The sequence below is a fragment of the Gammaproteobacteria bacterium genome, assembly GCA_009838035.1.
Classification (GTDB): domain Bacteria; phylum Pseudomonadota; class Gammaproteobacteria; order Steroidobacterales; family Foliamicaceae; genus Foliamicus.
Genome location: VXSK01000023.1, coordinates 111,706 through 138,594 on the forward strand (window position 1 = coordinate 111,706; position 26,889 = coordinate 138,594).

Sequence of the window (26,889 nt, forward strand, 5' to 3'; positions counted from 1 at the left end):
AACGCTCCTGGAAGAAGGGGGCGCCAGCAGGGCTACGGCAGTGCCAACCCTGGCCGTGGCACTTATCATGGAAATCCTTCAGCGTGATGCCGGGGAGGACACGTGAAGCCTGACAAGCAGCCCCATCCAACTCCGTCCGAACCGGAGGAGCCGGCGCGCGTCAACCGCAGGGATTTCGTTTCGTCCGCAATGGCGGCCGGGTTGGCCGCCGCGGGCGTGGGCGCCGCCGGCAAGGCGTCGGCAACGCAGGCGGCCGGCGATGCGCAGGAGCCGGGCGCGATGCCGCCCACGGCCGCGCAGGAGGCGATGGAATCCGAAATACCGGACGGCTATACGGCCGGGCAGGCGCGCGAGTATTTCGTCCGCAATCCGGGGTCCGATTTCATGCTGGACGTCATCCGGCGGCTCGGTCTCGAATACATCGCCACCAACCCGGGTTCCAGCTTCCGCGGACTGCAGGAATCCATCGTCAACTACGGCGGCAACCAGGCGCCGGAACTGCTGACCTGCGTGCACGAGGAACAGGCGGCGGCCATGGCCCATGGCTACTACAAGGTCGGCGGAAAGCCCATGGGCGTGCTCTGCCACGGCACCGTGGGACTGCAGCACGCTTCCATGGCGGTCTATAACGCGTGGTGCGACCGGGCGCCGATGATTCTGCTCGCGGGCAACCACCTGGAGGCGACGGATCGCCGGGCGGGCGTGGAGTGGTCGCATTCCGCGCAGGACTGCGTGCGGGTCATACGGGACTACATCAAGTGGGACGACATGCCGCTTTCCCTGCAGCACTACGCCGAGTCCATGGCCCGCGGCCTGAAGATCGCGATGACGCCGCCGGCGGGGCCGGTGGCCGTGGTGCTGGACGGGCATCTTCAGGAGGCCGAGGCGGGCGACCGGGATCTGGTCCCGACTGCCGTTTCCCTCAACCGGCCGCCCATCGGCGACGAGGGCGCGGTCGGGGAGACGGCTCGCATGCTGCTGGAAGCGGAATCGCCCGTCATCGTGGCGGACCTGATGGCCCGTGATCAGGAGGGCGTGGACCGGCTCGTCGCGCTGGCCGAGGCCCTGCAGGCGCCGGTGGTCAACCAGTTCGGGCGCATGAACTTCCCGAACACGCACTACCTCTCGCAGGGAGCGGCCGCGGTGGCCCAGGCCGACGTCGTGCTCGGACTGGAACTCTTCGACGTCTGGGGCGTGATCAACACCGTGCGCGACCGGGTCCACCGGGACAGCGTGCGCAAGGCGCGGCCGGACGCACGCGTGATCAGCATTGGGTCCAACGACCTGTTCACCAGGTCCAACTACCAGAATTTCCAGCGTTTCTACCTTTCGGACCTCTCCATCGCCGGGGACGCGCAGGCCACGTTGCCCTTGCTGACCGATGCCGTGCTCTCGGCGATGACGCCCGCGCGGCGCGCGAGCAACGCCGCGAGGGAGGCCAGCTGGCGGGAGATCCACTCGCGCGCCCGCGGACAGGCCCTGGACGACGCGCGCTACGGATGGAACGCGGTTCCGGTGAGCACGGCCCGCCTCTACGCCGAACTGTGGCAGGTGGTCAAGGACCGGGACTGGGCGCTGGTCTCGGACGACGGCGCGCAGAGCCGATGGGCCCGCCGGCTGTGGCCCATCGAAAGGCACTATCAGTACATCGGCCGCTCGGGCGGGGCCGGTCTCGGCTACGGCGCTCCGGCGGCCGTAGGCGCGGCGCTGGCCCACCGCCCCCAAGGACGGTTCGCGGTCAACGTGCAGAAGGACGGCGACATGATGTACACGCCGGGCGCGTTCTGGACCGCCGCCTATCACGGCATTCCGCTGTTGACGGTGACCCACAACAACCAGGGCTACCACCAGGAATACATGCACCTGCAGCGCATGGCGGCGCGGCGCCAGCGCGGAATCGAAAGCAGTTGGCGGGTCGGCAACGAATTGCGCAATCCCGACATCGACCTGGCCGGCATTGCCCGCGCCACGGGCGTGTGGGCCGAGGGGCCGATTCTGGATCCGGCCGATCTGGGCCCGGCCCTGGCCCGCGCCGCGGAAGTCGTCGATGGCGGAGAGCCGGCATTCGTGGACGTTCGCTGTCAGCCGAGATGAGCGCGCGTTCGCGGATCCCCCTGCCGCCGGGCATTGCCGCCCCGGTGTTGCTGCTGTTGACTCTGGGCGCCACGCCTGCGTGGCCTGACGAACCCGGCGACGAGGCCAAGGAAGGCCTTGAGCTGTATATCAGCCAGCAGTGTTGGCAGTGCCACGGCTATGAAGGACAGGGAGGCGTGGCCGGCGTCCGTATTGCCCGGACCGTCCTGCCTTTTGAAGCGTTTGCGCGGCTGGTCCGGTTCACGAACCTGATGCCGGCCTATTCGCCGAAGGTGCTCAGCGACGATCAGCTCCGGCAGATCTACGACTATGTGCGTTCCATTCCGGAGCCGCCGCCGCTGGAAGAGATCCCGGAACTGGATTTCGACTAGATCGCGCAGCTCGTCGCGTCGAATCCATAGACCCACTCGGTGCTGGCGGCGCGCTGCCGTTTCTTGTCCCCCGTCAGGCGCTGGTACAGGTTCGTCTGCGCCCTGGACTGCAGGATGACGCGCGCCGTGCGTTCGCGGCGCACCGCCTGGTAGCGCGACAAGGCCACGTCCAGGTCGTCGAAGGCTTCAATGCACCGCGCCAGGATCGCGGCATCCTCGACCGCCATGGCCGAGCCCTGCGCCATGAAGGGCAGCATGGGATGGGCCGCGTCGCCCAGCAGCGCCACGCGTCCGTAAACCCATTGCTCCAGCGGGTCCCGGTCGAACAAGCCCCACTTGTAGAGCGCGCCCGCGGGAGTCGCCGACAGCAGTGACTGCACATCCTCATGCCAGCCGGCGAATTCCTTCTGCACTTCTTCGAGTGGCGCGGGCCGGTTCCAGCCCTCCTCCACCCATTCCCGCTGGGCGGCGATGGCCACGTAGTTCACCAGCGAACCGCCGCGCAGCACGTATTGCACGATATGCCGGTCCTCGCCGATCCACACGACCGACGCCCGGTCGGTTACGCGCTCCGGCAAGCCCCCCGCGGGGACCAGTGCGCGCCACGCGACCTGCCCGCGGAACCGCGCCTCTGCGCGTTCGACAAGCTGGCCGCGCACGGTCGAACGCACGCCGTCGCATGCCACCAGCAGGTCGCCCTCCGCCGACGCGCCGTTGACGAACCGCACGGTGACGCTTGAGCCGTCCTGAGCGCTGCCCGTTGCCCGGTGTCCGGCGTAAAGGTCCGTGCCGCCCTGGTTCCTCACGGCGGAGAGCAGCGCGTCCAGCAGATCGCTGCGGTGAATGTGCAGCCAGGGAGCGCCGTGGGTCGATTCCATGACGTCCGCCAACGGTGCGTCGCCCATCAGCGCCGCGTCGTCGAAACGCCGGTAGCGGGAGGCAGGCGGACGCATGCCGCTGCGGTCCAGCGGCGCCCCAAGACCGAAATGCCTCAGCACGCGGGTGGCGTTGGGCGTCAGCATGATGCCCGCGCCGATCTCGCCGAATGCGGGGGCCTGCTCGTAGAGCTGCACGGAATGGCCGGCGCGGGACAGCGCCAGCGCGCAGGTCAGTCCCCCGATCCCTCCGCCCACGATAAGGACGCGCTGCGCCTGCACGTTCGAACCCGTACGCCGTCAGGCTTTCAGCAGGAAATCGGCGATCGCCGCCTGAATCCTGTGCCGGGCCGGCTGCAGATGCGCGTAGTCCCCTCCGCCAGGGACCACGACCAGGGCCTTGTCCTCTGTCGGCAGCCGCTCGAAGTACTCGGCCCGCTGGATTCCGCCGTGCATGTAGGCGGCCTTGCCCGCGCCGCTGCCGTAGATCATCAGCACCGGGCAAGGCAGCGCCTCGGGGTCGGCCGGAATGCTGCCCCGCGCGTTCTCGCGCCGGATGCCGTTGGGCGAGCGCGGCTCATGCTCGACGACCCAGTCCGCCAGCGCACGGCGCATCTCCTCGGCCCCGTACTGCGCTTCGCGTTCGAAAAAGTACTCCCAGCCGCCGCTCCACCAGGGCTCTTCCGGCTCGAACGGAATCAGGTTGCCTCCGCCCAGCGCCGGGTCGAGCAGCACCATGCGCGCCACCCGGTCCGGGTGCTGTTCGCCGTAGCGGGCCACGATGCGCCCGCCCCAGGACCAGCCCAGAAGGTGCGGCTGCGGGTGGCCCCCTGCCGCCAGCCAGTCCATGACGCTCGCCAGATCCTCGATCGCCACGTCCGTATCGACGGTGAGCGGATCGTCGGGAGCATCGGACCGGCCATATCCGCGCAGCGAAAACGTCACGGCAGCCAGGCCCCGCTCCACCAGGGCGTCCATCAGCGAGTAGTCCTCGCCGCCCGGAAAGCCGAAGTCGAAACCCGCCTGGCCGGTCAAGTTGGCGCCCTGCACCAGCACCACGACGTCGGCGCAACCGGGCGCAAGACCCTTGCTGCGGGTCGCGAGTTTCCCGGCCGGCCCCGGCACAAAGAAGTCAAAGCCTTCAGTCACGGCTTCCCCTGCACGGCGAGCCCGCATGATACATTCGCACTCCACTCAGGCGCCGGGGGGCGGCAGATGAACAGGAGAGACGTTTTGCAGGCATCGGCCATGGCAGTTTCGGCGGGGATTATTGGCGGCACGGCAACCGGAAAGACTTCCGCGAACGAGGCTGTGGAGGCGGCGCCTCGCACCCGGTCCGGGATGACGCTTACGCCGCCGGAAGAGTCCAATCCCCTGGAAGCGAAGATCGTGGTTTTCACGACGGTGTCGCCGGACGTGGACGCCAGCATCCGCTTCTACACCGAAGTGATGGGCATGAGCCTCGCCGACGAGGGCGCGCTGCCGGCGGATGCCACGACCGCCCCCGGCGTCGGCAAAGCCGGAAGGCGCTATGCGACGCTGCACATGCCGGAGCCCTCCCGTAGCGCACAGGTACGAGTGCTCGAAGCGCCGCAGGGGGCCGGGGCCAACCGCCCGCGGCCCGACTCCGGCCCCTGGGACCCAGGGCTGCTGGTCATGGAAGGCGGGACACGGGACCCGGCCGAGTCCTACCATCGCCTCGCGTCGGCGAACACCCCGGTGATCTCGCCGCCGCGTTACTACTATTTCCGCAACACGACCTGGCGACGCGACGTGGACGTGATGAGTTACGCGGCTTTCGGGCCAGGCGGAGAGCAAATGTTCATTACCGCAAATGTGCGCGGCGACCGGCCGGATTGGACGTTGCCGGGGCTGCATTCCGGGTTTCACAACGCCGCCATCACCAGTCTCGACCAGCGCCCGGTGGACGCGTTCTTCGAGCAGGCGCTGGGACTCAAGCGCAGCTCGCAGCTCGAATGTTTCCAGCGCAACGCCAACGAACTGATAGGGGCGCCGAACGACAGTTACTTCCTGTGGGGCAACGTGGGCAGCGGGGTCAGCATCGAGGTGTGGGAATTCAAGGCGGACAGCGGCACCGTGTATCCGACCTCGCTGGACCGGACCGGACTGGCGATGCTCACGATCCGCGTCAACGACCTCGACAAGTGCCGCGCGCAGTGCGACTCCAACGGTATAAAGCCCGTGGGCGAAGGCGCCCTGCCCATGCACGGCAATCCGGAACCGGACGGCTTCACGCTACGCGGCGCGGTCGGCGAACTCATTGAAGTGATTGCTGCCTAGCCGGCGGATTCCATGACGGATTCCGCATCCAGGGCCACCAGGCCTTTTGCCGCGACGGTCCTGTATCGTCGCTACGTGCTCGGGTTGTTGCTGGTCGTAATGACCCTCAACTACGCCGACCGCTATGTGATCGGCATCCTGATGCCGCAGATCAAGTCCGACCTTGGGCTGAGCGACACCCAGATCGGGTTCATAACCGGAGCGGCTTTCACGCTTTTCTACGCGCTGCTCGGCGTGCCGATCGCCCGCCTCGCGGACCGCCGCTCACGCCGCAGGATCATCGCCGCGGCGCTGGCGCTCTGGAGCCTGATGACCTGCCTGTGCGGGCTGGCCCGGTCGTTCGTCCAACTGGCGATATTCCGGGTACTCGTCGGGATCGGCGAGGCGGGCTGCACACCGCCCTCGCATTCCCTGATATCGGACTACTTTTCTCCCAAAGAGCGCGCCATGGCCATGGCCGTGCTCGGCCTGGGCTCGTCCCTGGGCGTGTTCCTGGCTTTCCTGGTCGGCGGCTGGATCACCGACGCCTACGGCTGGCGGGTCACGCTCGTGACCTTCGGCGCGCCGGGCGTGCTGATCGCGCTCGTGGTTCATTTCACGCTGCGCGACCCGCCGCGCGGCCACAGCGAAGGCCTCGAGGTCGCCGAAAAGGCGCCGCGCATGTACCCGGCATTCCGCAGCCTGTTGACCAAGAGAACATTCAACTACATGGTCCTGGGCGGCAGCATGTACGGCATGGTCAGCACCGCCCTGCTGGCCTGGCTGCCGTCCTTCTATACCCGCACCCACGGACTGGAAATCGCCACCGTCGGCACCTGGCTGGCCTTCACCAAGGCCCTGCCGCACGCCGCCGGCACGCTGCTCGGCGGACTGCTGGCCAGCCGGCTCGCGAAGTACGGAGAGAAGCCGCCCATCTATCTCTGCGCGGGCGTGCAGGTCCTGGCCGCGCCCTTCTACGCCCTGGTACTGCTTGTCCCCGATCCCACGGCGGCTCTGCTGTGGCTCATCGTGCCGGCCTGCGTGGGTGTGATGCAGGGGCCGGTGCTGTTCGCCACCATCCAGGGCGTCGCCGACGTCCGCACCCGCGCCGTCGCCTCGGCGCTCATGATCCTGATCATCAACCTGATCGCCGGCATCATCGGCCCGCAGTCGGTCGGCGTGGCCAGCGATTTCCTGGCGGGTACGCTGGGCGCGGATTCGTTGGGCGTGTCGCTGCTGATCGTGTCCGTGACGTGCAGCCTCGGCTCCGCCGCCTTGTTCTACCTCGCCTCCCGCAGCATCGAACACGACCTCGTGCTGCCGGGTAGCGCGGTCAAGTCAGCCGAGGTCTGATCCGCCGGTGGCAGTAGCCACTGCGGAAGTTCTGTGGAAACATAGACGCGGCCCGGTCCAGGCATCGGGCGCGAAGCGGGAAAACGGGAATCAAACATGAGCGATAACTACGACGTCATCATCATCGGCGCGGGTTCGACCGGAATGCCAACGGGCATTTTCGCGGCGGAACGCGGTGCCAGGGTGCTGCAGATCGAGGCGGACAAGCGGATCGGGGGGACGCTGTACTGGTCGTCGGGACAGATGAGCGCGGCCGGCACCCGGCTGCAGGAGGCCGCCGGGATCGATGACAGCGCCGAAGAGCACTACGAGGACGCCATGCGCATCTGCAACGGCACGATGGACCCGGCCCTGGGGCGCATGGCGATCGAAAACGCGAGCGACACGCTGGACTGGCTCACGGGCCTGGGCTTCGAGCCGCTGCCCGGCCACCCGGTCGCCGGCAGCGCCCATGAGCCCTACCGCACGCGGCGCTACTGCTGGGGCGAAAAGCTGGGCGTCAGCGTCCTCGAGGCCATGACGCCCCCGTTCGAACGGCTGATCGCGGACAGCCGCATCGATCTCAGGCTTGAAACGCGATTCACGCGGCTGCTCCAGGACGATTCCGGCGCCGTGACCGGCGTGGAAGTGGAAACGGCGTCCGGATCCACGGAACGCCATTACGGACGGAATGTCGTCCTTGCTTCGGGGGGCTATGCGGCGAACCTCGAGATGTGGGCCGAAATCACGCCGCAGTACGCGCTGACCTCCTACTGCAATCCGTACTCGCGCGGCGACGGCATCCGCGCGGCGCGGGAACTGGGCGCCACGGTGTCGGGCGGCGACTCGTTCCTCACGACCGTGGCCGGCTTCCGGCAAGACGCCGACGACCCGCTGTCGGGCGCCCACCTGCGCCTGAACCCGGCCATTCGCAAACCCTGGGAGTTCTACGTGAACGGCGAGGGCAGGCGGTTCGTGCGCGAGGACCATCCCAGCATCGACCACATCGAACGGGCCGTGCTGGCATTGCCGGGCTTCATCCTCTACGTGATATTCGACGAACCGATGCGGCAGAACGCGCCGGTGATCACGCTGGAGACCCGCGAGGAAATGGCGGCGCGGTTCGGCAAGCACGCGCATTTTCTCAAGGCCGACAGCCTTGCCGATCTGGCCGCACAGATCGGAGCGGACCCCGAAACGCTGGAGCAAACCACCGCGCAGTTCAACCAGGCGGTGGAGTCGCGCCACGATCCCGAGTTCGGCCGCGAGCACATGATCCGCCCGATCGGCACGCCGCCGTTCTACGCGGTCAAGGCGGTCGGCTTTACCGTGATCAGCCCGGCGGGCATCGACGTCGACGCGGACTTGCGGGTCCTGCGCGAAGACGGCTCGGCGATCCCGAACCTGTATGCCGCGGGAGAGGCGCTGGGCTTCAGCAAGCTCAGCGGCAACGCCTTCGTGGGCGGCATGTCCCTGACGCCGGCGATCACCTTCGGACGCCTGCTCGGCCGGGACATTCTCAGTTGGGAGAACGGCGGGGCCTGACCGCCGGAAAGGGCCGCATGTCCGGCATCGTCGACATCGTCTGCAATCTCTATACGCCGCAAACGGTAGCGGAGGGCCGCACCGGCCTGGACACAGCGTTCAGGGACCAGATCCGCATGCCCGAGGACATGCGCGGCGGCGTCGAGATCGCCGACTACCTCGCACGGATGGACCGAGCCGGGATCGAACGGTCGCTGCTCGTCGCCGTGCGCGCTGGGCAAATGGGCCTCAAGGACTCCTTCGAGGTTCCCTATGAATATGTCAGCGATGTGTGCGCGGAGTATCCGGCGCGCTTCTCGGGCCTGGCGGGGATCGACCCGACGCGCGGAATGGAGGGGCTGAAGGACCTGGAATACGCCGTCAAGGAGCTGGGCTTCGTCGGCGCCCACTGGTACCCGCACTGGTTCGCGATGCCGCCCGACGCGGCCCGCATGTATCCCTACTACGCCAAGTGTTGCGAGCTCGATATCCCGATCATGATGCAGGTCGGCCAGAACCTCATCTACAGCCGCTCTAAGCGCCTGCCTTCGGTGGGCCGGCCGATCGCGCTGGACCCGGTGGCCGTCGATTTTCCCGATCTGAAGCTGATCGGCATCCACATCGGCGTGCCGTGGACCGAGGAGATGATCGCCATGTGCTGGAAGCACGAAAATGTCTATACCGCCGGCGACGCTTACGCACCCCGCTACTGGCCGGCGCCTTTCGTCCACTACCTGAACTCGTACGGGCGCGACAAGGTGATGTTCGGCACCGACTGGCCGGTCATCGACCCCGAGCGCGCGGTGGCCGAAGTCAACGGACTGGAACTCAGGCCGGAATCCCGGCAGCGCCTGCTGCGCGACAACGCGCTGAAGGTCTTCCGGCTCCCCTCGCAGTGATGGGTTCGAACGGCGTTCCCGACCTGCCTGCCTCGTACCGGCCGCTGTCCGTGGCCGGCGGCATCCGGGCCGCCATGAGCCGCGACCCCGAAAAGATCGCCGTGCGCCATGGCGATCAGGAGCGGAGTTACCGCGACCTGGTGTCCCGAATCGACCGGGTCAGCGCGTGGATGCTGGACGGGCTCAAGCTCGAACCGGGCGCCCACGGCGCCATCCTGGCCGGGAACTGCATCGATTACCTGGAGATCGTGGCGGGCGCGGCCCAGGCAGGGATTCCGCTGGCGACCGTCAATCCCGGGCTGAGCCCCAGGGAGGTGGCGGGCATCTGCGACGATGCCGAAGCGCGGGTGCTGTTCGTCGATGCCGAACGCGCCGAGCTTGCGCGGGACACGGACTTCGCCTCGGTCGAGCAGGTGTTCGTCCTCGGCGACGATCTCGAGCGCCGTCTGACCGCCGCCCGGCCGCGGGCCGACTTGGCGCCGGTGCATGAGTGGGAGACCTTCACGATTCCCTACACCTCGGGCACCACCGGCAAGCCCAAGGGCGTGCTGGTTTCGCACCGGTCGCGGATCCTGCAGTTCCACGGAATGGCGTCCGAGTACGGTTGTTATTCGCCGGACGACCGGTTCCTGGGATTTACGCCGCTGTGCCACGGCGGCGGCCTCGCGTTCAGCATTGCCTCGATTTACCTCGGCGGACAGCTTGAACTGTTGTCGCGCTTCGACCCCGGGGAAGTGCTGCGCCGGCTGGACGAGGGCGCGGCGACCGGCGTGTTCATGGTGCCCACCCACTTTCACGCCATCTTCGCGCTGGAAAAGGCGGTGCTTGCGAAGCACGCCACCCCGGCGCTCAAGTCCATCATCTCCAACGCCGCCGCGCTGCCACAGGCCACCAAGGAGCGGATCGTGGACCACTTCGGCGACGGCATACTCCACGAGACCTACGGGTCCACCGAGGCCGGCATCGTATGCAACCTGCGCCCCGCCGACCAGCTTCGCAAGCAGCGCTGCGTGGGGCAGCCGTTCACGTCCACCGAGGTCAGGCTGCTGGACGAAAACGGCGAGGTTGGACCCGGAGAAGTCGGCGAGCTGTTTTCGAACAGCCCTTTCCTGTTCAACGGCTACTGGCGAAAGCCCCGCGAGACCGCCGGGGCCTTTCGCGACGGCTGGGTGTCGGTGGGCGACCTGGCCCGGCGCGACGAAGAGGGCTACATCTATATCGTCGATCGGAAGAAGGACATGGTGATCAGCGGCGGCGTCAACATCTTCCCGCGCGAAGTCGAGGAGGAACTGGTGCGACATCCGGACGTCCTCGACGCCGCAGTGGTGGGCGTGCCCGACGAGCGCTGGGGCGAAAGCCTCAAGGCCTTCGTGGTGCTGCGCGCCGGCCTGACGCTTAACGCGGAGGAACTCGCGACTTTCTGCGAGGGCCGGCTGGCCCGCTTCAAGATACCCAGGACCGTCGAGACCCTCCCTGCCCTGCCGCGAAACGCTTACGGCAAGGTGCTGAAGGGCGAGCTAAGGAACGACCGTCCGGCCTGAGGTCGCCGCTAATCGCGCGCCGCCGCCGGGGCGCCGATCGCGTCCGCCGTACCGCGCATTTGGGCGAGCTGCTTCTCGGTAAGCCGGTAGGAAACCAGCCAGAACAGCGCCAGCGCCTGCAGGGTCGCGGGAATCCAGGCCTTGCCGTTAACGATGGCGGTAATCGCGCTGTCCGGCTGCTCCACGGCGCCCAGCGTGGTCTCCACCAGGCCCGCGGCGGAAAAGTAGAAGCCCATCAGCAGGGGACCCAGCGCGAAGCCGGTCTTTTCGACAAAGCCCAGAACTCCGGTGTAGAGCGCGGTGCGGACCTTGCCGGTCCGGATGCGGTCGTATTCGATCGTGTCGGGCAGCATCGAGAACCCGATCGTCAGGCCCCCCGCGCCGAATATGCCGACGAAACAGGATCGCAGGACGAACACGACGTCGCCTTCCGTGGGCGTGGCGAAGGCCCATGAGATGAGCGTGATCGCGGAGCCGACAATCGCGACCATGTAAACCCAGCGTTTGTCCTTGCCGCGGCTGAAATAAGCCCAGAGCGGCACCGTGCAAAGGCCGGCGAAGTTGCCCGCCAGGGTGGAAAGCGCCAGGCCCCCTTCGCCCCGCTCCAGGAAATAGGTCATATAGAACAGCAGGGCGCTGCCGTTGACGCCCACGCCCAGGTACAGCGTGGCCTTGAGCGCGGCGAGAGTAAGGAAGGGCCGGTTGTTCGCCAGCGCCCGAAAGTAATCGGCGATCGAATAGCGGTCCTGCTGCGAGCTGGGCAACTCCCGAGCGCGCCGGGTCAGCAGTACCGTCGTCATCATGGTTGCGGCGATCAGGATGCCGACCAGGATCGCGACGATCCCGTAGGCCCTGCGATCGGCGCCCATGTAATTGATCAACGCCGGCATGCCGGCGCCGATGAGAATGCCTGCGAAGTTGGAATACCCCACCCGCCACGCCATGATCGACGTTCGCTCGTTGTAGTCGTCGGTCATTTCCGCGGGCATCGCCATGAACGGCACGTAGAACAGCGTGTAGCCGGTGAAATAGGCGATCAGCACGATGAGCTGGTAGATCGCGAGGGCATTCATCGACGCCAGCGCCGGCGCGTTGAACGTGAGGATCAGCGCCAGTCCGGACATGAAGGCGCCCAGCGCCATCCACGGGCGCCGCCGGCCCCAGCGGCTGCGGGTTGTGTCGCTCAGAAACCCGATCATCGGGTCGCTGAATACGTCGTAGATCCTGGTGATGAACAGGATGAGGCCTGCCAGGGCCGGGTCCACGCCCAGGTGATTGACCAGGAAGTAGAGGACGAAGACATTGACGATGTACAGCATCCCCAGGCAGCCCATCGAGCCCACTCCCCAGCCCGCCTTGAGCGACAGGGGCAGCTTGCCGACGTAGCCTGGCGGGTGCTGTTGCGGCGGTCCGGCCACGGCCCGAGCCTTCCCGCTGTCCGCGGCGGCCATGCTCAGTCCCCGGCGGCCATTTCGCGTAGGCGCGGAAACACCTCGTGGCCGAGAAGTTCCAGGTTGCGCAGCGTGTGGCCGTAGTCTTCCACGGCGAAGTGGGAAACGCCCAGGTGGCCCACGCCGAACCTCACGCGCAGCTCGTTCAGTTGCCGCGCCACCGTTTCGGGACTTCCGACAATGATCTGGCGCGTCTCAAGCGCCTTCTCGTATCCCTGGGTGAAGAAGGCATAGGGCGTCCCGCCCATGTACCGGCGCCTGGCGATGGCCGCCTCCCGGCTCACGTAGCCCGGCGGCGCCATCCAGGCGCCCACGTCGGGATGGATCTTCATGTCCACCATGCTCGTGACCTGCGCCACCCGGCCTCCGAACTGCTCCCGGCCTTCCTCGAGCGCCTGCTCGTCGGTGGGCGCCACGTGCACGCGGGTGAAATACCCGCGATGGGCGGGCGTCGGCGTGTGGCCATGCTGCACCGCGATCTCGTCGTAGGCCTTGAACAGCGCATCGGTCGCCTCCAGCCGCGTGGCGAGGGCCACGTAGGGGTAGCCGCGCTCGGCGGCGAACTCCACGGTCTCGCGGCTCGTGGATCCCGGAATCATGACGGGCGGATGCGGCTTCTGCAGCGGCAGCACCCAGGGATTGACACAACGGTAGTTGTAGTGCTTGCCCTCCCAGACGAAGGGGCCGGGCTGGGTCCAGGTCTTCAGGATCAGGTCGTGCGCCTCGGCGAACATTTCCCGGTTGTGCAGCGTGTTGATCGACATCGCCAGCGACTCCACCGCCCCGCCCCGCACGAAACCGGAAATGAGCCGGCCCTTCGAGAACAGGTCGATCAGCGCCAGCTCCTCGGCCAGGCGGACCGGGTTGCCGTTGATCGGAAGGATGTTTCCGGCGATGAAGATCTTCACGCGTTCGGTGAGCTTGGCCACGACCGTCGCGTACAGGTTGGGCGCGGGAGACATGGCCGCCGGGGCGTTGTGATGCTCGTTGACGACGATGGAGTCGAAGCCCACCTGTTCGGCCACCACGTATTCCTCGTGATAGCGCTCGAACAACTCGGCGGCGCGCTCTCCGTCGAAGTGGCGATTGGAAAACTTGAGCATGACGGCGCCGAACTCGGCCGCCGCTTCATGCGGATAACCCAGATAGGGATGGTTGACGAAGTAGTGCAGTTGGAACATCGTTCAGTCCGCCTTCAGCCCGGCGCCGAAACCGGTCACGGCGCCCGCGAACTCGACGGGCTTCTCCAGGTGCGCGTAGTGCCCGGCGTCGCCGATCGTGACCAATTTGGCCGCGGGCAACGCGTTGAGGAAGCGCTCGGCGACGGGCGGCGGCGTGATCACGTCATTTGCGCCCCACAGCAGCAGGGCCGGGTTCGTGAAGCGGGCCAGCGCCGGCAGCAGCGACCGGTCGTGCATGTACGGCTTGAAGCCGAGCAGCGCCGCGAGCTCCATCACTTCCAGGTCCTGGGTCACCGCGTCGTCGTCGAGTTCGCCCGACCACAGGTCCTGAAACGCGGCCGAGCGGGCGTCGTTGTAGCCGAACGAGATGTACCGGCGGTAGGGCATCAGGAACAGGTCCGGCGTGTTCATCTCGCCGGTGGCGGTGCCCTGCGAACCAACCAGAACCAGTCCCGCGAACCGTCCGGGTTCCATCGAAGTCATTTCCGCCGCGATCCAGCCGCCCATCGAAGCGCCGCCCAGGATGCAGTTGCCGATGCCGCCGCCGTCGAGCGCCGCCAGCAAGACCTTCGCGACGTCGCGCGCGCTATTCACCCACTCGGGCAACACCGATGCGCCGATGCCGGGCAGGGTCGGCGCCAGAACCGTGAAGCGCTCCGCCAGGCGCGCGTGGTGCGGCAGCCAGCCGCGCTGCCCCTCTTCGCCGTGCAGCCAGACGAGTTTCGGGCCGCTTCCCCCCCTCAGGACTTCCAGCGGCGCAAGGCCCTTGAGCGTGACGGTTGCCCGCCCATCGGAATTATTCATGAATAAATGCCGGAGTCCCTCCGCCCGGTAATGTAGCCTCACAGCCGGCCCAACGCCAGTTCTCCGGCTGCATCGGCCAACGATTTCCGCTCGAAGGGCGCGCCTGGCCGGGGGTGTAAAATATTTCGGTTATGACCGATGACACCAACGTAATGCCGGCAGCCCGGCCATTCGAGATCGTAACCCTCGAACAGACCGATTCTCCGGACGGTTCCGACGCCGATAACTGGTACCGCTACGAACTGACCCAGGGGACGACCACGATTACGGGCTACAAGCAGGGCGAGGCCGACGAGGTGCGCGAAGAGGTCACAAGTCTGGTATCGCGACTGAACGAGCGGCGCGCGGGCAAGACCAGCCGCGTGCATCTCACGCGGATCGGCCGCAAGAGCCAGCAGCGGGCGCAGGCGGCCACCCGCAACACCTGAATCCGGCGCCCAATGTCGATTGACGTTCTCGTAAGCGAAGTGGGGCCGCGCGACGGTCTACAGAGCCTCAATGTGATCATGCCCACCGAGGCCAAGAAGGCCTGGATCCGGGCCGAAGCCGCCGCGGGCGTGCCCGAAATCGAAGTGGGCTCCTTCGTGCCTCCGAAACTGCTGCCGCAGATGTCCGACTGCGAGGAACTGGTACGTTACGCCGTGACCATCCCCGGGCTGCACGTCACCACGCTGGCGCCGAACCTCAAGGGCGTGGAGCGGGCGGTCGCCGCCGGCACGCACAAGGTGAGCATTCCGGTTTCGGCCAGCGAGACGCACAGCAAGGCGAACGTGCGCAAGAATCACCCCGAAATGCTCGAGGAGGTTCGTCGCATCAACGAGATGCTGGACGAACTTCCCGAGGAACGCCGCCCGATTTTCGAGGCCGGAATCGCCACTGCTTTCGGCTGCACGATGGAAGGGCCGGTGCCCGAAAGCAAGGTCCTCGAACTGGCCCATGCACTGGTCGAGGCGGGCTGCCGGGAAGTGGGTTTGTCGGATACGACCGGCTACGCGAACCCCGCACAGATCCGGCGGCTGGTGCGCAGGGTGAAGTCCGAGATCGGCGAAGAGAAACTCACCGGCGTGCACCTGCACAACACGCGCGGCTTGGGCCTGGCCAACGCCATGGCGGCGCTGGAAGAAGGCATCACGACGCTCGACAGCTCGCTGGGCGGCATCGGCGGCTGCCCGTTCGCCCCCGGCGCCAGCGGCAACATCGTCACCGAAGACTTGGTGTTCATGCTCGAATCGATGGGCCTCAATACCGGCATCGACCTCGACCGCCTCCTGAAGGTCCGCGACGTGGTCAACGAAGCGCTGCCCAGCACCGAGATGTACGGCTTCACCCCCGAAGCCGGCTTGCCCCTGGGCTTCCACCCCGGCTGGGGCACCGCCTAGCCCTCCGTTCTTTCCGCTCCCCCTCCTCTTCGGAGACGCATGAACCCATCCATGGGGCTCGGCGGCGGCTATCCTGCCGCCGACGCTCCGCAGAGGAGGGGGAGCGGAAAGAACGGAGGGCTGTCCGAGGTTGCGTTGTTAGGGGAGTTCGGTGGAGCCCATGAGGTGGCGGTCGATCTCGCGGGCTGCTTCGCGGCCTTCATTGATGGCGTTCACGATCAGTGACTGGCCCCGGCGGCAGTCGCCGGCCGCAAACACGTTTTCGACGTTGGTTCGGTACAGTCCATAGTCGGCCCGATAGTTGCCCCGTTCGTCGTAGGCCAGGTCCAGCGCGTCGGAGACCGCGTGCTCCGGGCGCAGGAAACCCATGGCCAGGAGCACGAGGTCGGCCGGCCACTCGCGTTCGCTGCCGGGCACGTTTTCGAACTTGCCGTCCTTTAATTGGACGTCCATAGTGCGAATACCGGCAACTCGGCGTCCATTTTTCCCGATTCCGTTGGCGCCGGACGCACTCCCCTCCCTGCGCGCAGTAAATTCCGTTGACGAAATCAGGTAAACGCGCGGGTCCTTGCCGAATAGGGTCGCGGACTCCTCGTGGCCGTACTCGGTGCGGAAAATCACCGGCCAGGTGGGCCAGGGATTGTGCGGCGCCCGCGTGGCCGGCGGCTGCGGGAACAGCTCGAAGTTGACCAGGCTCCTGCAGCCGTGGCGCAGCGCCGTGCCGATGCAGTCGGTTCCGGTGTCGCCACCGCCGATCACGATCACGTCCTTGTCCTTCGCGGAAATGTAGTTGCCGTCGGCGAGATTGGAATCGAGCAGGCTGCGCGTGTTCTGCGTCAGAAAATCCATCGCGAAGTGCACGCCTTCGAGGTCGCGCCCCGGTATCGGCAGGTCGCGCGGAACGGTCGCCCCGGTCGCGAGCAGCACGGCGTCGTATTCCTCCGCCAGTTCGCGCACGTCGATGGAGCCGCCGCTGCCGTCGCCGACGTCCGCGTTGACTTGAAACTCCACGCCCTCCTCGCGCATGAGGTCCAGTCGCCGCTCGACTATTTCCACCTTGTCCAGCTTCATGTTCGGGATGCCGTAGGTCAGCAGGCCGCCGATGCGGTCGGCGCGCTCATAGATGACGGCGACGTGGCCGGCCCGGTTCAACTGCTGCGCTGCGGCAAGCCCGGCGGGCCCGGAGCCGATCACCGCAACGCGCCGTCCGGTGCGGAAAGACGGAGGCTCGGCGACGATCCAGCCCTCCTCGAATCCCCGGTCGGCGATCGCCATCTCGATGTCCTTGATCGTGACCGCGGGGTCGGTGATGCCCAGCACGCAGGCGCCTTCGCAGGGCGCCGGGCATACGCGGCCGGTGAATTCCGGAAAATTGTTGGTCTTGTGCAGTCGGTCCAGTGCTTCCCGCCACTGGTCCCGATAGATGAGGTCGTTCCACTCCGGGATCAGGTTGTGGATCGGGCAGCCGTCGTCCGACTGGCAGAACGGCACTCCGCAATCCATGCAACGCGCGCCCTGCCGCGCGAGGTGCGCGGCGTCGGGCCCGGTGTAGATCTCCCGGAAATCGCGCAGGCGCTCGTTCGCGTCGCGATACGGCGCGGACGCGCGCGCGTACTCCATGAACCCCGTCGTCTTGCCCATCGCGCTTGTGCTCAGGCTGTCAGGCTGCGGCGGCAGCGGTCTTGAGCTGTTCAAGCACCCGCTTGTAGTCCACGGGCATGACCTTGACGAACTGCCCCACGCTGTTGCGCCAGTCTTCGAGTATCGCCCGGGCGACGGTGGAACCGGTGAAGCGCAGATGCCGCTCGATCAGCTCCCTGACCTCGGCCCGGTCCGGTTCCGCCTCCAGCGGTTCCAACTCCACCATCTCGGGGTTGCAGAGGTCGGCGAATTCGCCGTGCGGGTTCCAGACATAGGCCACGCCGCCGCTCATGCCGGCGGCGAAGTTGCGCCCGGTGCGCCCGAGTATGACCACGCGCCCGCCGGTCATGTATTCGCAGCCGTGATCGCCGACGCCCTCGACCACCGCGCGGGCGCCGCTGTTGCGCACGCAGAACCGCTCGGCCGCCACCCCCCGGAAGAAGCACTCGCCGGAGGTCGCGCCGTACAGCACGACGTTGCCGACCAGGATATTGTCTTCCGGCGTGAAGCTCGACTCCGCGGGCGGGTAGATGATCACGCGCCCGCCGGAAAGGCCCTTGCCGACGTAGTCGTTGGCGTCGCCCTCGACCTCCAGCGTGACGCCGCGGGCCAGCCAGCAGCCGAAGCTCTGCCCGGCGTGACCGCGGAACCTCAAGTGGATGGAGCCGTCCGGCAGCATCTCCGGACCGCAACGCCGGATGATGGCGTTCGAAAGGATCCCGCCCACGACCCGGTTCGCGTTGCTGATGGGCAACTCCCGGTAGACCTTTTCACCGCGCGCCAGTGCCGGCTCGGCCAGCTCGATCAGCTTGTAGTCCAGCGCACGCTCTAGGCCGTGGTCCTGCTCGTGCATCGCGTAGGCGCCCAGGAAATCCGGCGGTTCCTGCGCCGGCGTCAGCAGCTCCGTGAGATCGATGCCGCCGGCCTTCCAGTGATCCACTGCCGCGGAGGCGTCGAGCGCATCCACCCGGCCCACCATCTCGTTGACCGTGCGGAAGCCCAGGTCGGCCATGATCTGCCGCATCTCATTCGCGACCATGAAGAAATAGTTGATGACGTGCTCCGGCAGGCCCTCGAACTTCGCGCGCAGCGCCGGGTCCTGCGTTGCGATCCCCACCGGGCAGGTGTTGAGGTGGCACTTGCGCATCATGATGCAGCCCAGCGCGATCAGCGGCGCGGTGGAGAAGCCGAACTCCTCGGCGCCGAGCAGGCAGGCGATTGCGACGTCGCGCCCGGTCTTGAGCTGGCCGTCGGTCTGCAGCACGACCCGCGAGCGAAGGTTGTTCACGACCAGCGTCTGGTGAGTCTCGGCAATGCCCAGCTCCCAGGGAAGCCCCGCGTGCTTGATCGAAGTGAGCGGCGAGGCGCCGGTGCCGCCGGAATCTCCGGCGATCACGAGGTGGTCCGAGCGCGCCTTGGTGACGCCCGCGGCCACCGCCCCCACGCCGATCTCGGCGCCGAGCTTTACGCTGATGCGCGCATCGGGGTTGCCGTTCTTCAGGTCGTGGATGAGCTGGGCGATGTCCTCGATCGAATAGATGTCGTGGTGCGGCGGCGGGCTGATGAGTCCCACGCCGGGCGTCGAATGGCGGATCGCGGCGATGGTCTCATCGACCTTGCGGCCGGGCAGTTCGCCGCCCTCGCCGGGCTTGGCGCCCTGCACGATCTTGATCTGCAGTTCGTCGGCGTTGGTCAGGTAGTTGATGGTCACGCCGAACCGCCCGCTGGCCACCTGCTTGATCGCGCTGCGCGCGGAATCGCCGTTCGGCATGGGCGTATAGCGGCGCGAATCCTCGCCGCCCTCGCCGGTGTTCGACTTGCCGCCGATGCGGTTCATGGCCACGGCCAGCATTTCGTGGGATTCGGCGCTGATGGAGCCGAAACTCATGGCGCCGGTGGCGAAGCGCTTGACGATCTCGCTCTCGGGTTCGACCTCGTCGAGTTCGATGGGCCCGCCATTGGCGCCGCTCACGAACTCCAGCAGCCCGCGCAGGTTGGCCTTGGCGGTGTTCTCCCGGTTCGCGTGGTCGGCGAAGCGCCAGTAGGCGCTCTCGTCGTTGGTCCGCGCGGCCACCTGCAGGTCGGCGATGGCCTGCGGGTCCCACATGTGCGTGTCGCCGTGCCGGCGCCAGTGGAAGTCGCCGGGGTTCGGCAGCACCGCGATGTTGCCGTTGCGCCCCGGATAGCCCAGCGCGTGACGGCGCTCCATCTCCTCGGCGAGGACCTCCAGGCCCACGCCTTGCACCCGGCTCGCGGTCCCCTTGAAGGCGCGCTCGATGACGTCGTCCGCCAGTCCTACCGCCTCGAAGATCTGCGCGCCCTTGTAGGACTGCAGCGTGGAGATGCCCATCTTGGCCATCACCTTGAGCATGCCCTTGGCGGTGCCCTTGCGGTAGGCCTCGACGACGTCGCGGCGCGTGGCGACGTGCGGCGCATCGTCGAAATAGCCCTTCTCGAGAGAATCCCACAGGGCCTCGAAGGCGAGATACGGATTGATGGCGTCGGCGCCGTAGCCGGTCAGCAGGCAGTGATGGTGCACTTCCCGGGCTTCGCCGGTTTCCAGGATGATGCCGATGCGCGTGCGCGCGTGGGTTTCGACCAGGTGATGATGTACGGCCCCCACCGCCAGAAGCGCGCTGATCGCCACCCGCTCCTGCCCGATGGCGCGGTCGGAGAGCACGATCAGGCTGTAGCCTTCGTCGATGGCTCGGCTGGCTTCGGCGCAGATGCGGTCCAGCGCGGCCGTCAGGCCCGCGGCGCCCGAACCGGCTTCGTAGGTGATGTCAATGCCCGCCGTCTTCCAGCCCCGGTAATCGAGGTGCCTGATGGCGGCCAGTTCCTCGTTGGACAGGATGGGATGCGGGATGCGCAGCCGGTGGGCATGCTCTTCGGTGGTCTCCAGCAGGTTTTGTTCCGGGCCGCAGTAGCAGTCCAGCGCCATGATGACCTCTTCCCGGATCGAGTCGATGGCCGGGTTGGTGACCTGGGCGAAACGCTGCTTGAAGTAGTCGTAGAGCATGCGCGGCTTGTCGGACATCACGGCCAGCGCGGCGTCGTTGCCCATCGAGCCGAGCGGATCGCGCAGCTCCCTGACCAGCGGCTGCAGCATGATGTCCATTGTCTCGACGGTGTAGCCGAAGGCGTTCATGCGCGCCGTCAGCGTGGCCGGATCGCGCGCCGGCGGCAGCGCCGGCGGCAGTTCCTCGAGCTCGATGCGCTGCCTTTCGAGCCAGTCGCCGTACGGACGGGCGGCCGCCCATTCGCCCTTGATTTCCTCGTCCGGGATCATGCGCCCCTGCTCGAAGTCGATCAGGAAGATGCGGCCCGGCTGCAGACGACCCTTCCTCACGACGCGCTCGGGGGCAACCCGCACCACGCCGACTTCCGAGGCCATGATGCAGCGGTCGTCGTCGGTGATGTAGTAACGGCTCGGCCGCAACCCGTTGCGGTCGAGCACGGCGCCGATATAGGTGCCGTCGGTGAATGCTATCGAGGCCGGCCCGTCCCAGGGCTCCATCAGGCAGGAGTGGTACTCGTAGAAGGCGCGCTTGGCCGCGTCCATGCCGCCGTGCTGCTGCCAGGCTTCGGGAATCATCATCAGCACCGCTTCCTGCAGCTTGCGCCCGGTCATCAGCAGGAACTCCAGCACGTTGTCGAAGGACCCGGAATCGGAACAGTCGGGCTCCACGATGGGAAAGAGCTTCGCGAGGTCGTCGCCGAACAGCGGCGAGCTCAGCACGCCCTCGCGGGCGTTCATCGCGTTGACGTTGCCGAGCAGCGTATTGATCTCGCCGTTGTGGCACATGAAGCGGTTCGGCTGCGCGCGGTCCCAGGACGGGAAGGTGTTGGTGCTGAAGCGCGAATGCACCATGGCCAGGTGCGACTCGAAGTCCGCCTGGGTCAGGTCCGTGAAAAACGGCGCCATCTGCTTGGGCGTGAGCATGCCCTTGTAGATAATGACCTTCGACGACAGCGAACAGATGTAGAAGAGCTGCCGCTGCGCCAGGGATTCGTCGCCGCGCAGCACGTGCGTCGCGTGCTTGCGGATCAGGTACAGCTTGCGCTCGAACTCGTCGGTATCGAGGCCGTCGCCCGCGCCGCCCGAGCCCGCGCCGACGAACAACTGGACCATGTGCGGCATGGCGGTTCGCGCCGCGGTGCCGATGTCCGCGCCGTGGGGATCGATGGGCAACTCCCGCCAGCCCAGCAGACGCTGGCCCGCGCTTTCGATCTCGCGCTCCAGAAGTTTGAGGCACCGTTCCCGTTCATCCGGGTCGGTGGGCAGGAACACGATGCCCACGCCGTAATGGCCGCGCCCGGGCAAATCGACGCCGAGGTCTTCGGCCGCGACGCGGCGCAGGAAGCGGTCCGGCAGGCCCAGGAGGATGCCCGCTCCGTCGCCGGTGTTTTTCTCGTAGCCGATACCGCCGCGATGCTCCATCGAGCAGTTCATGCCGAGCGCGTCCTCGACGACTCCACGGCTCTGGCGGCCCTTGATGTCGCAGACGAAGCCGATGCCGCAACTGTCCTTCTCCAGCGCGGGATCGTACAGTCCCTGCTTCGGTGGGAGACCGAAGTTCCGCCGTCCGGGCATGGTTCCGCTTTGTGCAGTCATGGGCCGATACTCAAACCGTGTGCAGCGCCGCCATCGTTGCGCCGGCCGTCCTGCCGGCGCGGGAAATTCAGTTGGTGGCTTGAAACGCGAGCAAACCGGCGCTTCGTGCTGAAACGCCAACCGCCTAGCTTCCCAAAAAGCGCCGGATAAATCAAGTTTCGCACGCGCGTTGTGTGGCAATATCACCCTTTGAAGGAGAGGATGAAATGGCTGAATTACTTTCGACGGAAGAGGTGGCGGAGCGGCTTGGCGGTCTGCCGGGCTGGGGTCTGGACGGGGGCAAGTTGCACCGGTCGTTCCGCTTTGCGGACTTCCGGAGGGCATTCGCTTTCATGACCGGCGCGGCGCTGGCGGCCGAAAAGCTCAACCATCATCCCGAGTGGTTCAACGTCTGGTCGAAGGTGGACGTGCATCTGAACACGCACGAGGCCGGCGGAATCACCGAACTCGACTTTCAACTGGCTGAGGCCATGAACGAACTGGCCGACGCGCAGTGAAAGCCGTTTACGAACGCGGGGCAGGGTCGCCGTTCGCCTCGCGTTCCGAAGCCTTCAGTACCCGCGGCATGGTCGCGACCAGCCAGGTGTTCGCCACCCAGGCCGGGCTCGACATACTGCGCTCCGGCGGCAACGCCGTCGATGCGGCGATCGCCGCGAACGCGGTGCTGGGCCTTACCGAACCGACCGGCTGCGGCATCGGCGGCGACCTGTTCGCGATGGTCTGGGAGCCGGACAAGGACGCACCCGTAGGCCTGAATGCTAGCGGCCGCGCGCCGCGCTCGCTGAACCTCGACGTGTTCCGCCAGCTCTCCCTGGATTCGATCCCCTCCCTCGGACCGCTGCCGGTTTCAACCCCCGGCGCCGTGGACGGCTGGTTCGAGCTGCATGGGCGCTACGGCTCGCTGGACTTCGGCGAGCTGCTGGCGCCAGCCATCGAACTGGCCCGGGAAGGGTTTCCGGTAGGCCAGTTGACGGCGTCCGCCTGGGCCCGCAACGCCCGTTCCCTGCGCGAGTTCCCGGGGTTCGCCGATTGCTTCATGCCGGACGGCGAGGCGCCGGCCAAGGGCCAGGTCTTCGCCAATCCGCGTCTGGCAAAAACCTACGAAACGCTGGCGTCGGACGGCAGGGAGGCCTTCTATCGCGGCGAGATCGCCTGGAAGATCGCCGCCTACATGCGCGAGAACGGCGGCTACCTCGACGAGTCGGACCTGGCCTCGCACGCTTCCGAATGGATCAGGCCGGTATCCTCCGGCTACCGCGGAAACGACGTCTACGCCCTGCCCCCCAACACGCAGGGCATCGCGACGCTTCAGATCCTCAACCTGCTGGAGCAGCACGACATCCGGCCGCTGGGGTTCGGCTCGGCGAAATACATGCATCTGCTCATCGAGGCCAAGAAGCTGGCTTTCGAGGACCGCGCGCGCTACTACGCGGACCCCGCCTTCGTGGCGACTCCGACCGAAGAGCTGATTTCCAAGGAATACGCGCTGGAGAGAGGCAGGCTGATCGATCCCGAGCGGGCCACCACCGCGGTCGTCCACGGCGACCCGAGGCTGGATTCGCCGCAGACTGTCTACCTGGCGGTCGGCGACCGCAACGGCCTGCTGGTCTCGCTGATCCAGTCCAACTACCGCGGCATGGGATCGGGCATGACGCCGGGCGACCTGGGCTTCGTGCTGCACAACCGCGGTGAATTGTTCAACCTCGATCCCGACCACCCGAACGCGCTGGTCCCGGGCAAGCGCCCGTTTCACACCATCATCCCGGGACTTGCGCGCTTCGCCGGCGGCGAGCGTCTCGCGTTCGGGGTCATGGGCGGCTCGATGCAACCGCAGGCGCAGGCGCAGGTCATCGCCAACGTGGTCGATTTCGACATGGACCTGCAGGCGGCCGGCGACGCTCCGCGCGTCTTCCACAGCGGCTCCAGCCAGCCCACCGGCGAGGCGGCGCAGGAGGACGGCGGCAGGCTCGCGCTGGAACCGGGCTTCGGAGAGGCGGTGCGCAAGGAACTGACCGGCATGGGTCACGTCATGGGACGGGCGCGCGGCGTGTTCGGCGGTTACCAGGCCGTCATGCACGATGCGCGCAGCGGCGTGCTGACCGGCGCCTCGGATCCGCGCAAGGACGGCCAGGCCGCGGGGCTGTAGCAGCCCGTGGCGGAAGGCCCGGCTGCTGCTAGCATGTGCGCGCTATGAACGGCAAGAACCTCGTTACGCTCACCGGGATTACCACGACCGGCACGCCGCATCTCGGCAACTACGTGGGCGCCATCCGCCCGGCGGTGGAGGCGAGCCGCAGCGCGCCCGCCGGCTGCAGCTTCTTCTTCCTGGCCGACTTCCATGCGCTGGTCAAGAACCGCGACGCCGACGAAGTGGCGCAGTCCAGCCTGGAAGTGGCCGCCGCCTGGCTGGCGGCGGGCCTGGACACCGAAAACGCCGTGTTCTACCGGCAGTCCGACATCCCCGAAATCCCGGAACTGACCTGGGTCCTCACGACGCTCACGGCCAAGGGACTGATGAACCGCTCGCACGCCTACAAGGCGGCGAACGACGCCAACCGCGAGGCCGGCGTGGCCGACCTGGACCGCGGGGTCACGATGGGCCTGTTCTGCTACCCCATCCTGATGGCCGCCGACATCCTGATGTTCAAGGCCGACCGCGTGCCGGTGGGCAAGGACCAGCGCCAGCACGTGGAAATGGCCCGCGACATCGCCCAGCGCTTCAACCATCACTACGGCGAACTGCTGACCGTGCCGGAAGCGGACATCGACGAGCACCGCGCGGTGCTGCTGGGGCCGGACGGGCGCAAGATGTCGAAGAGCTACGGCAACGTGGTGCCGCTGTTCTGTCCCGCGAAACAATTGCGTAAATACATCATGCGGGTGAGGACCAACTCGCAGGCGCCCGGCGAGCCCAAGGACCCGGACGAGAGCCTGTTGTTCGACCTGTACCGCTCGGTGGCGAGTCCGGAAGAAACGGCCGCGATGCGCGAGCGCTACGCGGCGGGCATCGGCTGGGCGGAGATGAAGAACGAACTGTTCGAATACCTCGACGCGCTGCTGGCGCCGGGACGGGAGGTATATGACCGCCTGATCGCCAATCCGGGCGACGTCGAGGCCGAACTGAAGCACGGCGCCGAACGGGCCCGCGAGATCAGCGAACCGCTGATGAGGGACATCCGCCACGCGGTCGGACTGCGCGCGCTTAAAGCCTGAGGGCGCGAATATTGGTTAACATACGCGGCCTGAATAACTCGGGGAAACATCCATGCGTACGTTCATATCGCTGCCTGCCGCCGTTGCGGCCTCCCTGCTGATCGCCGTGTCCGGACAGGTGGCGCCGGTTCAAGCCGAAGAAGCGGCCGCGGAGGGAGACATGAAACCCCTGGTCCTGGTGGCGGGAGCCACGGGCAAGACGGGGGTGCTGGTCGTGCAGCAACTCAAGGCGAAGGGCTACCCGGTGCGCGCCTTCGTGCGCAACGCGCAAAAGGCCGCCGATCGTCTGGGACCCGATATCGAGGCCGTTGTCGGCGACTTGAGGGACCCGGCCAGCATCGCGGCCACGCTGGATGGCGTGAACGTGGTCGTCAACGCGGCGGGTTCCGGAGTCCCGGCGCCGGACGACAACATGCCGGAGCACGTCGATTTCGAAGGCGCCCGCAATCTTGCCGACGCTGCGGCGGCGGCCGGCGTCGGCCACTATGTCCTGATCTCCTCGATGGGCGCGACGCAGGACGACCACCAGTTGAACCGCCTGTTCAACAACATCCTGATCTGGAAGCGCAAGGGCGAGGAAGCGGTCGCGGCCAGCGGCATCCCCTACACCATCATTCGACCGGGCGGCCTGAACGACGGACCCGGCAACGAGCAAACGGTCATCTTCGAACAGGGTGACCTTCCGGGCCTGGAAAAGGCCATCAGCCGCGCCGACGTGGCGCGAGTCACCGTCGCCGCGGTCAAGGACGATGGAGCGCGCAACAAGGTGTTTGAAATCTACGCGCGCGACGGCGAACCGCAGACAGGCTTTTCCGGCGAATTCGGCGCACTTGGAGGATCCTGACCATGCGTCCCTTCAAACTGATCGGTTTTCTGGCGGCGGCCTCCCTCGTCGCGGCCGCCTGCGGACAGAGCGGCGACGCGCCTGCCGAGGAGCCCGCGGCCCAGGACCTGGAGCCATCCAAGCCCCTGGTGCTGGTGGCCGGCGCCACCGGCGGGACCGGCTCGCTGGTCGTCGCCGAACTCATCGAGCAGGGCTACCCGGTGCGCGCCTTCGTGCGCAGCACGGCCAAGGCCGTCGAACGCCTGGGCGCGGACGTGGAAGCGGTGGTGGGCGATCTCAAGGACCCGGCCAGCATCGCCGCCGCGCTGGACGGCGTCGGGGCGGTGATCAACACGGCCAGCGCCAGCGCCAGCGGAGGGCCCGAGAACTCCGCGGAGCACGTCGATTTCGAGGGCGCCCGCAACCTTGCCGAAGCGGCGCTGGCGGCGGGAGTCGGCCAGTACGTGCTGGTTTCGTCGCGGGGCGTAACCGACGACGATCACTACCTGAACCGGATGTTCAACAACATCCTGATCTGGAAGCGCAGGGGCGAGGAAGCCGTCGCGGCCAGCGGGATTCCCTACACGATCGTTCGGCCGGGGGGCTTGAGCGACGATCCCGGCGGCATGCAGACCGTCATCTTCGAGCAGGGCGATACCCAGTCGGAGGGCATCTGGATCACGCGCGCCGACGTGGCACGGATCTGCGTGGCGGCGCTGGCGGACGAAGCGGCGCTCAACAAGGTGTTCGAGATTCACGCCGAGGACGGGGAGCCGCAAGCGGACTTTGCCGCGGAATTCGCATCGTTGAGCGCATCCTGACGCCGGCGAATCGGCCTTTCAACTGACGAGGCGGGCGGTACTGTG

21 protein-coding genes are annotated in these 26,889 nt (G+C 67.0%); 14 read left to right on the forward strand and 7 right to left on the reverse strand.

Going from position 1 to position 26,889, the window contains the following annotated elements:
* The first annotated feature begins 189 nt into the window (after positions 1–189).
* Positions 190–2,094: a thiamine pyrophosphate-binding protein gene (locus tag F4Y72_10030; protein MXZ28626.1), complete on the forward strand. Its 1,905-nt coding sequence runs from the start codon at positions 190–192 to the stop codon at positions 2,092–2,094.
* Positions 2,091–2,465 carry a cytochrome c gene (locus tag F4Y72_10035; GenBank protein ID MXZ28627.1) on the forward strand — a complete coding sequence of 125 codons (375 nt, stop codon included), beginning with the start codon at positions 2,091–2,093 and terminating at the stop codon, positions 2,463–2,465. Before F4Y72_10030 ends, F4Y72_10035 begins: the two co-directional genes overlap by 4 nt.
* On the opposite strand, the gene F4Y72_10040 is transcribed toward F4Y72_10035, so the two are convergent.
* Both F4Y72_10040 and F4Y72_10045 read right to left on the reverse strand, forming a co-directional pair.
* Positions 2,462–3,622, reverse strand: a complete 1,161-nt coding sequence (locus F4Y72_10040; GenBank protein ID MXZ28628.1) for an FAD-dependent oxidoreductase — start codon at positions 3,620–3,622, stop codon at positions 2,462–2,464. The genes F4Y72_10035 and F4Y72_10040 overlap by 4 nt on opposite strands.
* Before the next feature lie 18 nt (positions 3,623–3,640).
* On the reverse strand, positions 3,641–4,516 hold the full coding sequence (locus tag F4Y72_10045) for an alpha/beta hydrolase (GenBank protein MXZ28629.1): 876 nt from the start codon (positions 4,514–4,516) through the stop codon (positions 3,641–3,643).
* A gap of 39 nt (positions 4,517–4,555) precedes the next feature.
* Here F4Y72_10045 and F4Y72_10050 point away from each other — a divergent pair, with 39 nt between their 5' ends.
* The 5 genes from F4Y72_10050 to F4Y72_10070 all read left to right on the forward strand — a co-directional run bounded on the left by F4Y72_10050 (position 4,556) and on the right by F4Y72_10070 (position 10,916).
* Positions 4,556–5,641 (forward strand): VOC family protein, encoded by a 1,086-nt coding sequence (locus tag F4Y72_10050; GenBank protein ID MXZ28630.1) that lies wholly within the window; start codon positions 4,556–4,558, stop codon positions 5,639–5,641.
* A gap of 12 nt (positions 5,642–5,653) precedes the next feature.
* Complete coding sequence (locus F4Y72_10055) at positions 5,654–6,973, forward strand: MFS transporter (protein MXZ28631.1); 1,320 nt, start codon at positions 5,654–5,656, stop codon at positions 6,971–6,973.
* Positions 6,974–7,069: 96 nt separating this feature from the next.
* Positions 7,070–8,497, forward strand: coding sequence for an FAD-dependent oxidoreductase (locus F4Y72_10060; GenBank protein MXZ28632.1), 1,428 nt, complete (start codon positions 7,070–7,072; stop codon positions 8,495–8,497).
* Positions 8,498–8,514: 17 nt separating this feature from the next.
* Complete coding sequence (locus F4Y72_10065) at positions 8,515–9,375, forward strand: amidohydrolase (protein ID MXZ28633.1); 861 nt, start codon at positions 8,515–8,517, stop codon at positions 9,373–9,375.
* Positions 9,375–10,916 carry an acyl--CoA ligase gene (locus tag F4Y72_10070; GenBank protein ID MXZ28634.1) on the forward strand — a complete coding sequence of 514 codons (1,542 nt, stop codon included), beginning with the start codon at positions 9,375–9,377 and terminating at the stop codon, positions 10,914–10,916. The genes F4Y72_10065 and F4Y72_10070 overlap by 1 nt, the downstream gene beginning before the upstream one ends.
* A gap of 8 nt (positions 10,917–10,924) precedes the next feature.
* Here F4Y72_10070 and F4Y72_10075 read toward each other — a convergent pair whose 3' ends face one another.
* Genes F4Y72_10075 through F4Y72_10085 form a run of 3 tightly spaced genes read right to left on the reverse strand, consistent with a single transcriptional unit; the run spans position 10,925 to position 14,352 of the window.
* The gene (locus F4Y72_10075) at positions 10,925–12,367 is read right to left on the reverse strand and encodes an MFS transporter (GenBank protein ID MXZ28635.1); all 1,443 of its coding nucleotides are present in this window, start codon (positions 12,365–12,367) and stop codon (positions 10,925–10,927) included.
* 2 nt (positions 12,368–12,369) lie between these two features.
* Positions 12,370–13,548, reverse strand: a complete 1,179-nt coding sequence (locus F4Y72_10080; GenBank protein MXZ28636.1) for an LLM class flavin-dependent oxidoreductase — start codon at positions 13,546–13,548, stop codon at positions 12,370–12,372.
* A 3-nt stretch (positions 13,549–13,551) separates the two neighbouring features.
* The gene (locus F4Y72_10085) at positions 13,552–14,352 is read right to left on the reverse strand and encodes an alpha/beta hydrolase (GenBank protein MXZ28637.1); all 801 of its coding nucleotides are present in this window, start codon (positions 14,350–14,352) and stop codon (positions 13,552–13,554) included.
* 131 nt (positions 14,353–14,483) lie between these two features.
* Here F4Y72_10085 and F4Y72_10090 point away from each other — a divergent pair, with 131 nt between their 5' ends.
* A complete protein-coding gene (locus F4Y72_10090) occupies positions 14,484–14,780 on the forward strand; it encodes a hypothetical protein (protein MXZ28638.1) in 297 nt (98 codons plus the stop codon).
* 12 nt (positions 14,781–14,792) lie between these two features.
* Positions 14,793–15,731 carry a hydroxymethylglutaryl-CoA lyase gene (locus F4Y72_10095; protein ID MXZ28639.1) on the forward strand — a complete coding sequence of 313 codons (939 nt, stop codon included), beginning with the start codon at positions 14,793–14,795 and terminating at the stop codon, positions 15,729–15,731.
* Between the two features lie 138 nt (positions 15,732–15,869).
* On the opposite strand, the gene F4Y72_10100 is transcribed toward F4Y72_10095, so the two are convergent.
* Both F4Y72_10100 and gltB read right to left on the reverse strand, forming a co-directional pair.
* Positions 15,870–17,372 carry a glutamate synthase subunit beta gene (locus F4Y72_10100; GenBank protein ID MXZ28640.1) on the reverse strand — a complete coding sequence of 501 codons (1,503 nt, stop codon included), beginning with the start codon at positions 17,370–17,372 and terminating at the stop codon, positions 15,870–15,872.
* A gap of 19 nt (positions 17,373–17,391) precedes the next feature.
* Complete coding sequence (gltB, locus tag F4Y72_10105) at positions 17,392–21,966, reverse strand: glutamate synthase large subunit (protein ID MXZ28641.1); 4,575 nt, start codon at positions 21,964–21,966, stop codon at positions 17,392–17,394.
* Between the two features lie 227 nt (positions 21,967–22,193).
* Here gltB and F4Y72_10110 point away from each other — a divergent pair, with 227 nt between their 5' ends.
* The 5 genes from F4Y72_10110 to F4Y72_10130 all read left to right on the forward strand — a co-directional run bounded on the left by F4Y72_10110 (position 22,194) and on the right by F4Y72_10130 (position 26,844).
* Positions 22,194–22,484, forward strand: a complete 291-nt coding sequence (locus tag F4Y72_10110) for a 4a-hydroxytetrahydrobiopterin dehydratase (GenBank protein ID MXZ28642.1) — start codon at positions 22,194–22,196, stop codon at positions 22,482–22,484.
* 68 nt (positions 22,485–22,552) lie between these two features.
* Positions 22,553–24,133: a gamma-glutamyltransferase gene (gene ggt, locus F4Y72_10115; protein MXZ28643.1), complete on the forward strand. Its 1,581-nt coding sequence runs from the start codon at positions 22,553–22,555 to the stop codon at positions 24,131–24,133.
* A gap of 44 nt (positions 24,134–24,177) precedes the next feature.
* On the forward strand, positions 24,178–25,200 hold the full coding sequence (gene trpS / locus F4Y72_10120) for a tryptophan--tRNA ligase (protein ID MXZ28644.1): 1,023 nt from the start codon (positions 24,178–24,180) through the stop codon (positions 25,198–25,200).
* A 52-nt stretch (positions 25,201–25,252) separates the two neighbouring features.
* Entirely contained in the window at positions 25,253–26,044 is a 792-nt protein-coding gene (locus tag F4Y72_10125; protein ID MXZ28645.1) for an SDR family oxidoreductase, read from the forward strand.
* 2 nt (positions 26,045–26,046) lie between these two features.
* Positions 26,047–26,844 (forward strand): SDR family oxidoreductase, encoded by a 798-nt coding sequence (locus F4Y72_10130; protein MXZ28646.1) that lies wholly within the window; start codon positions 26,047–26,049, stop codon positions 26,842–26,844.
* Positions 26,845–26,889 lie beyond the last annotated feature (45 nt).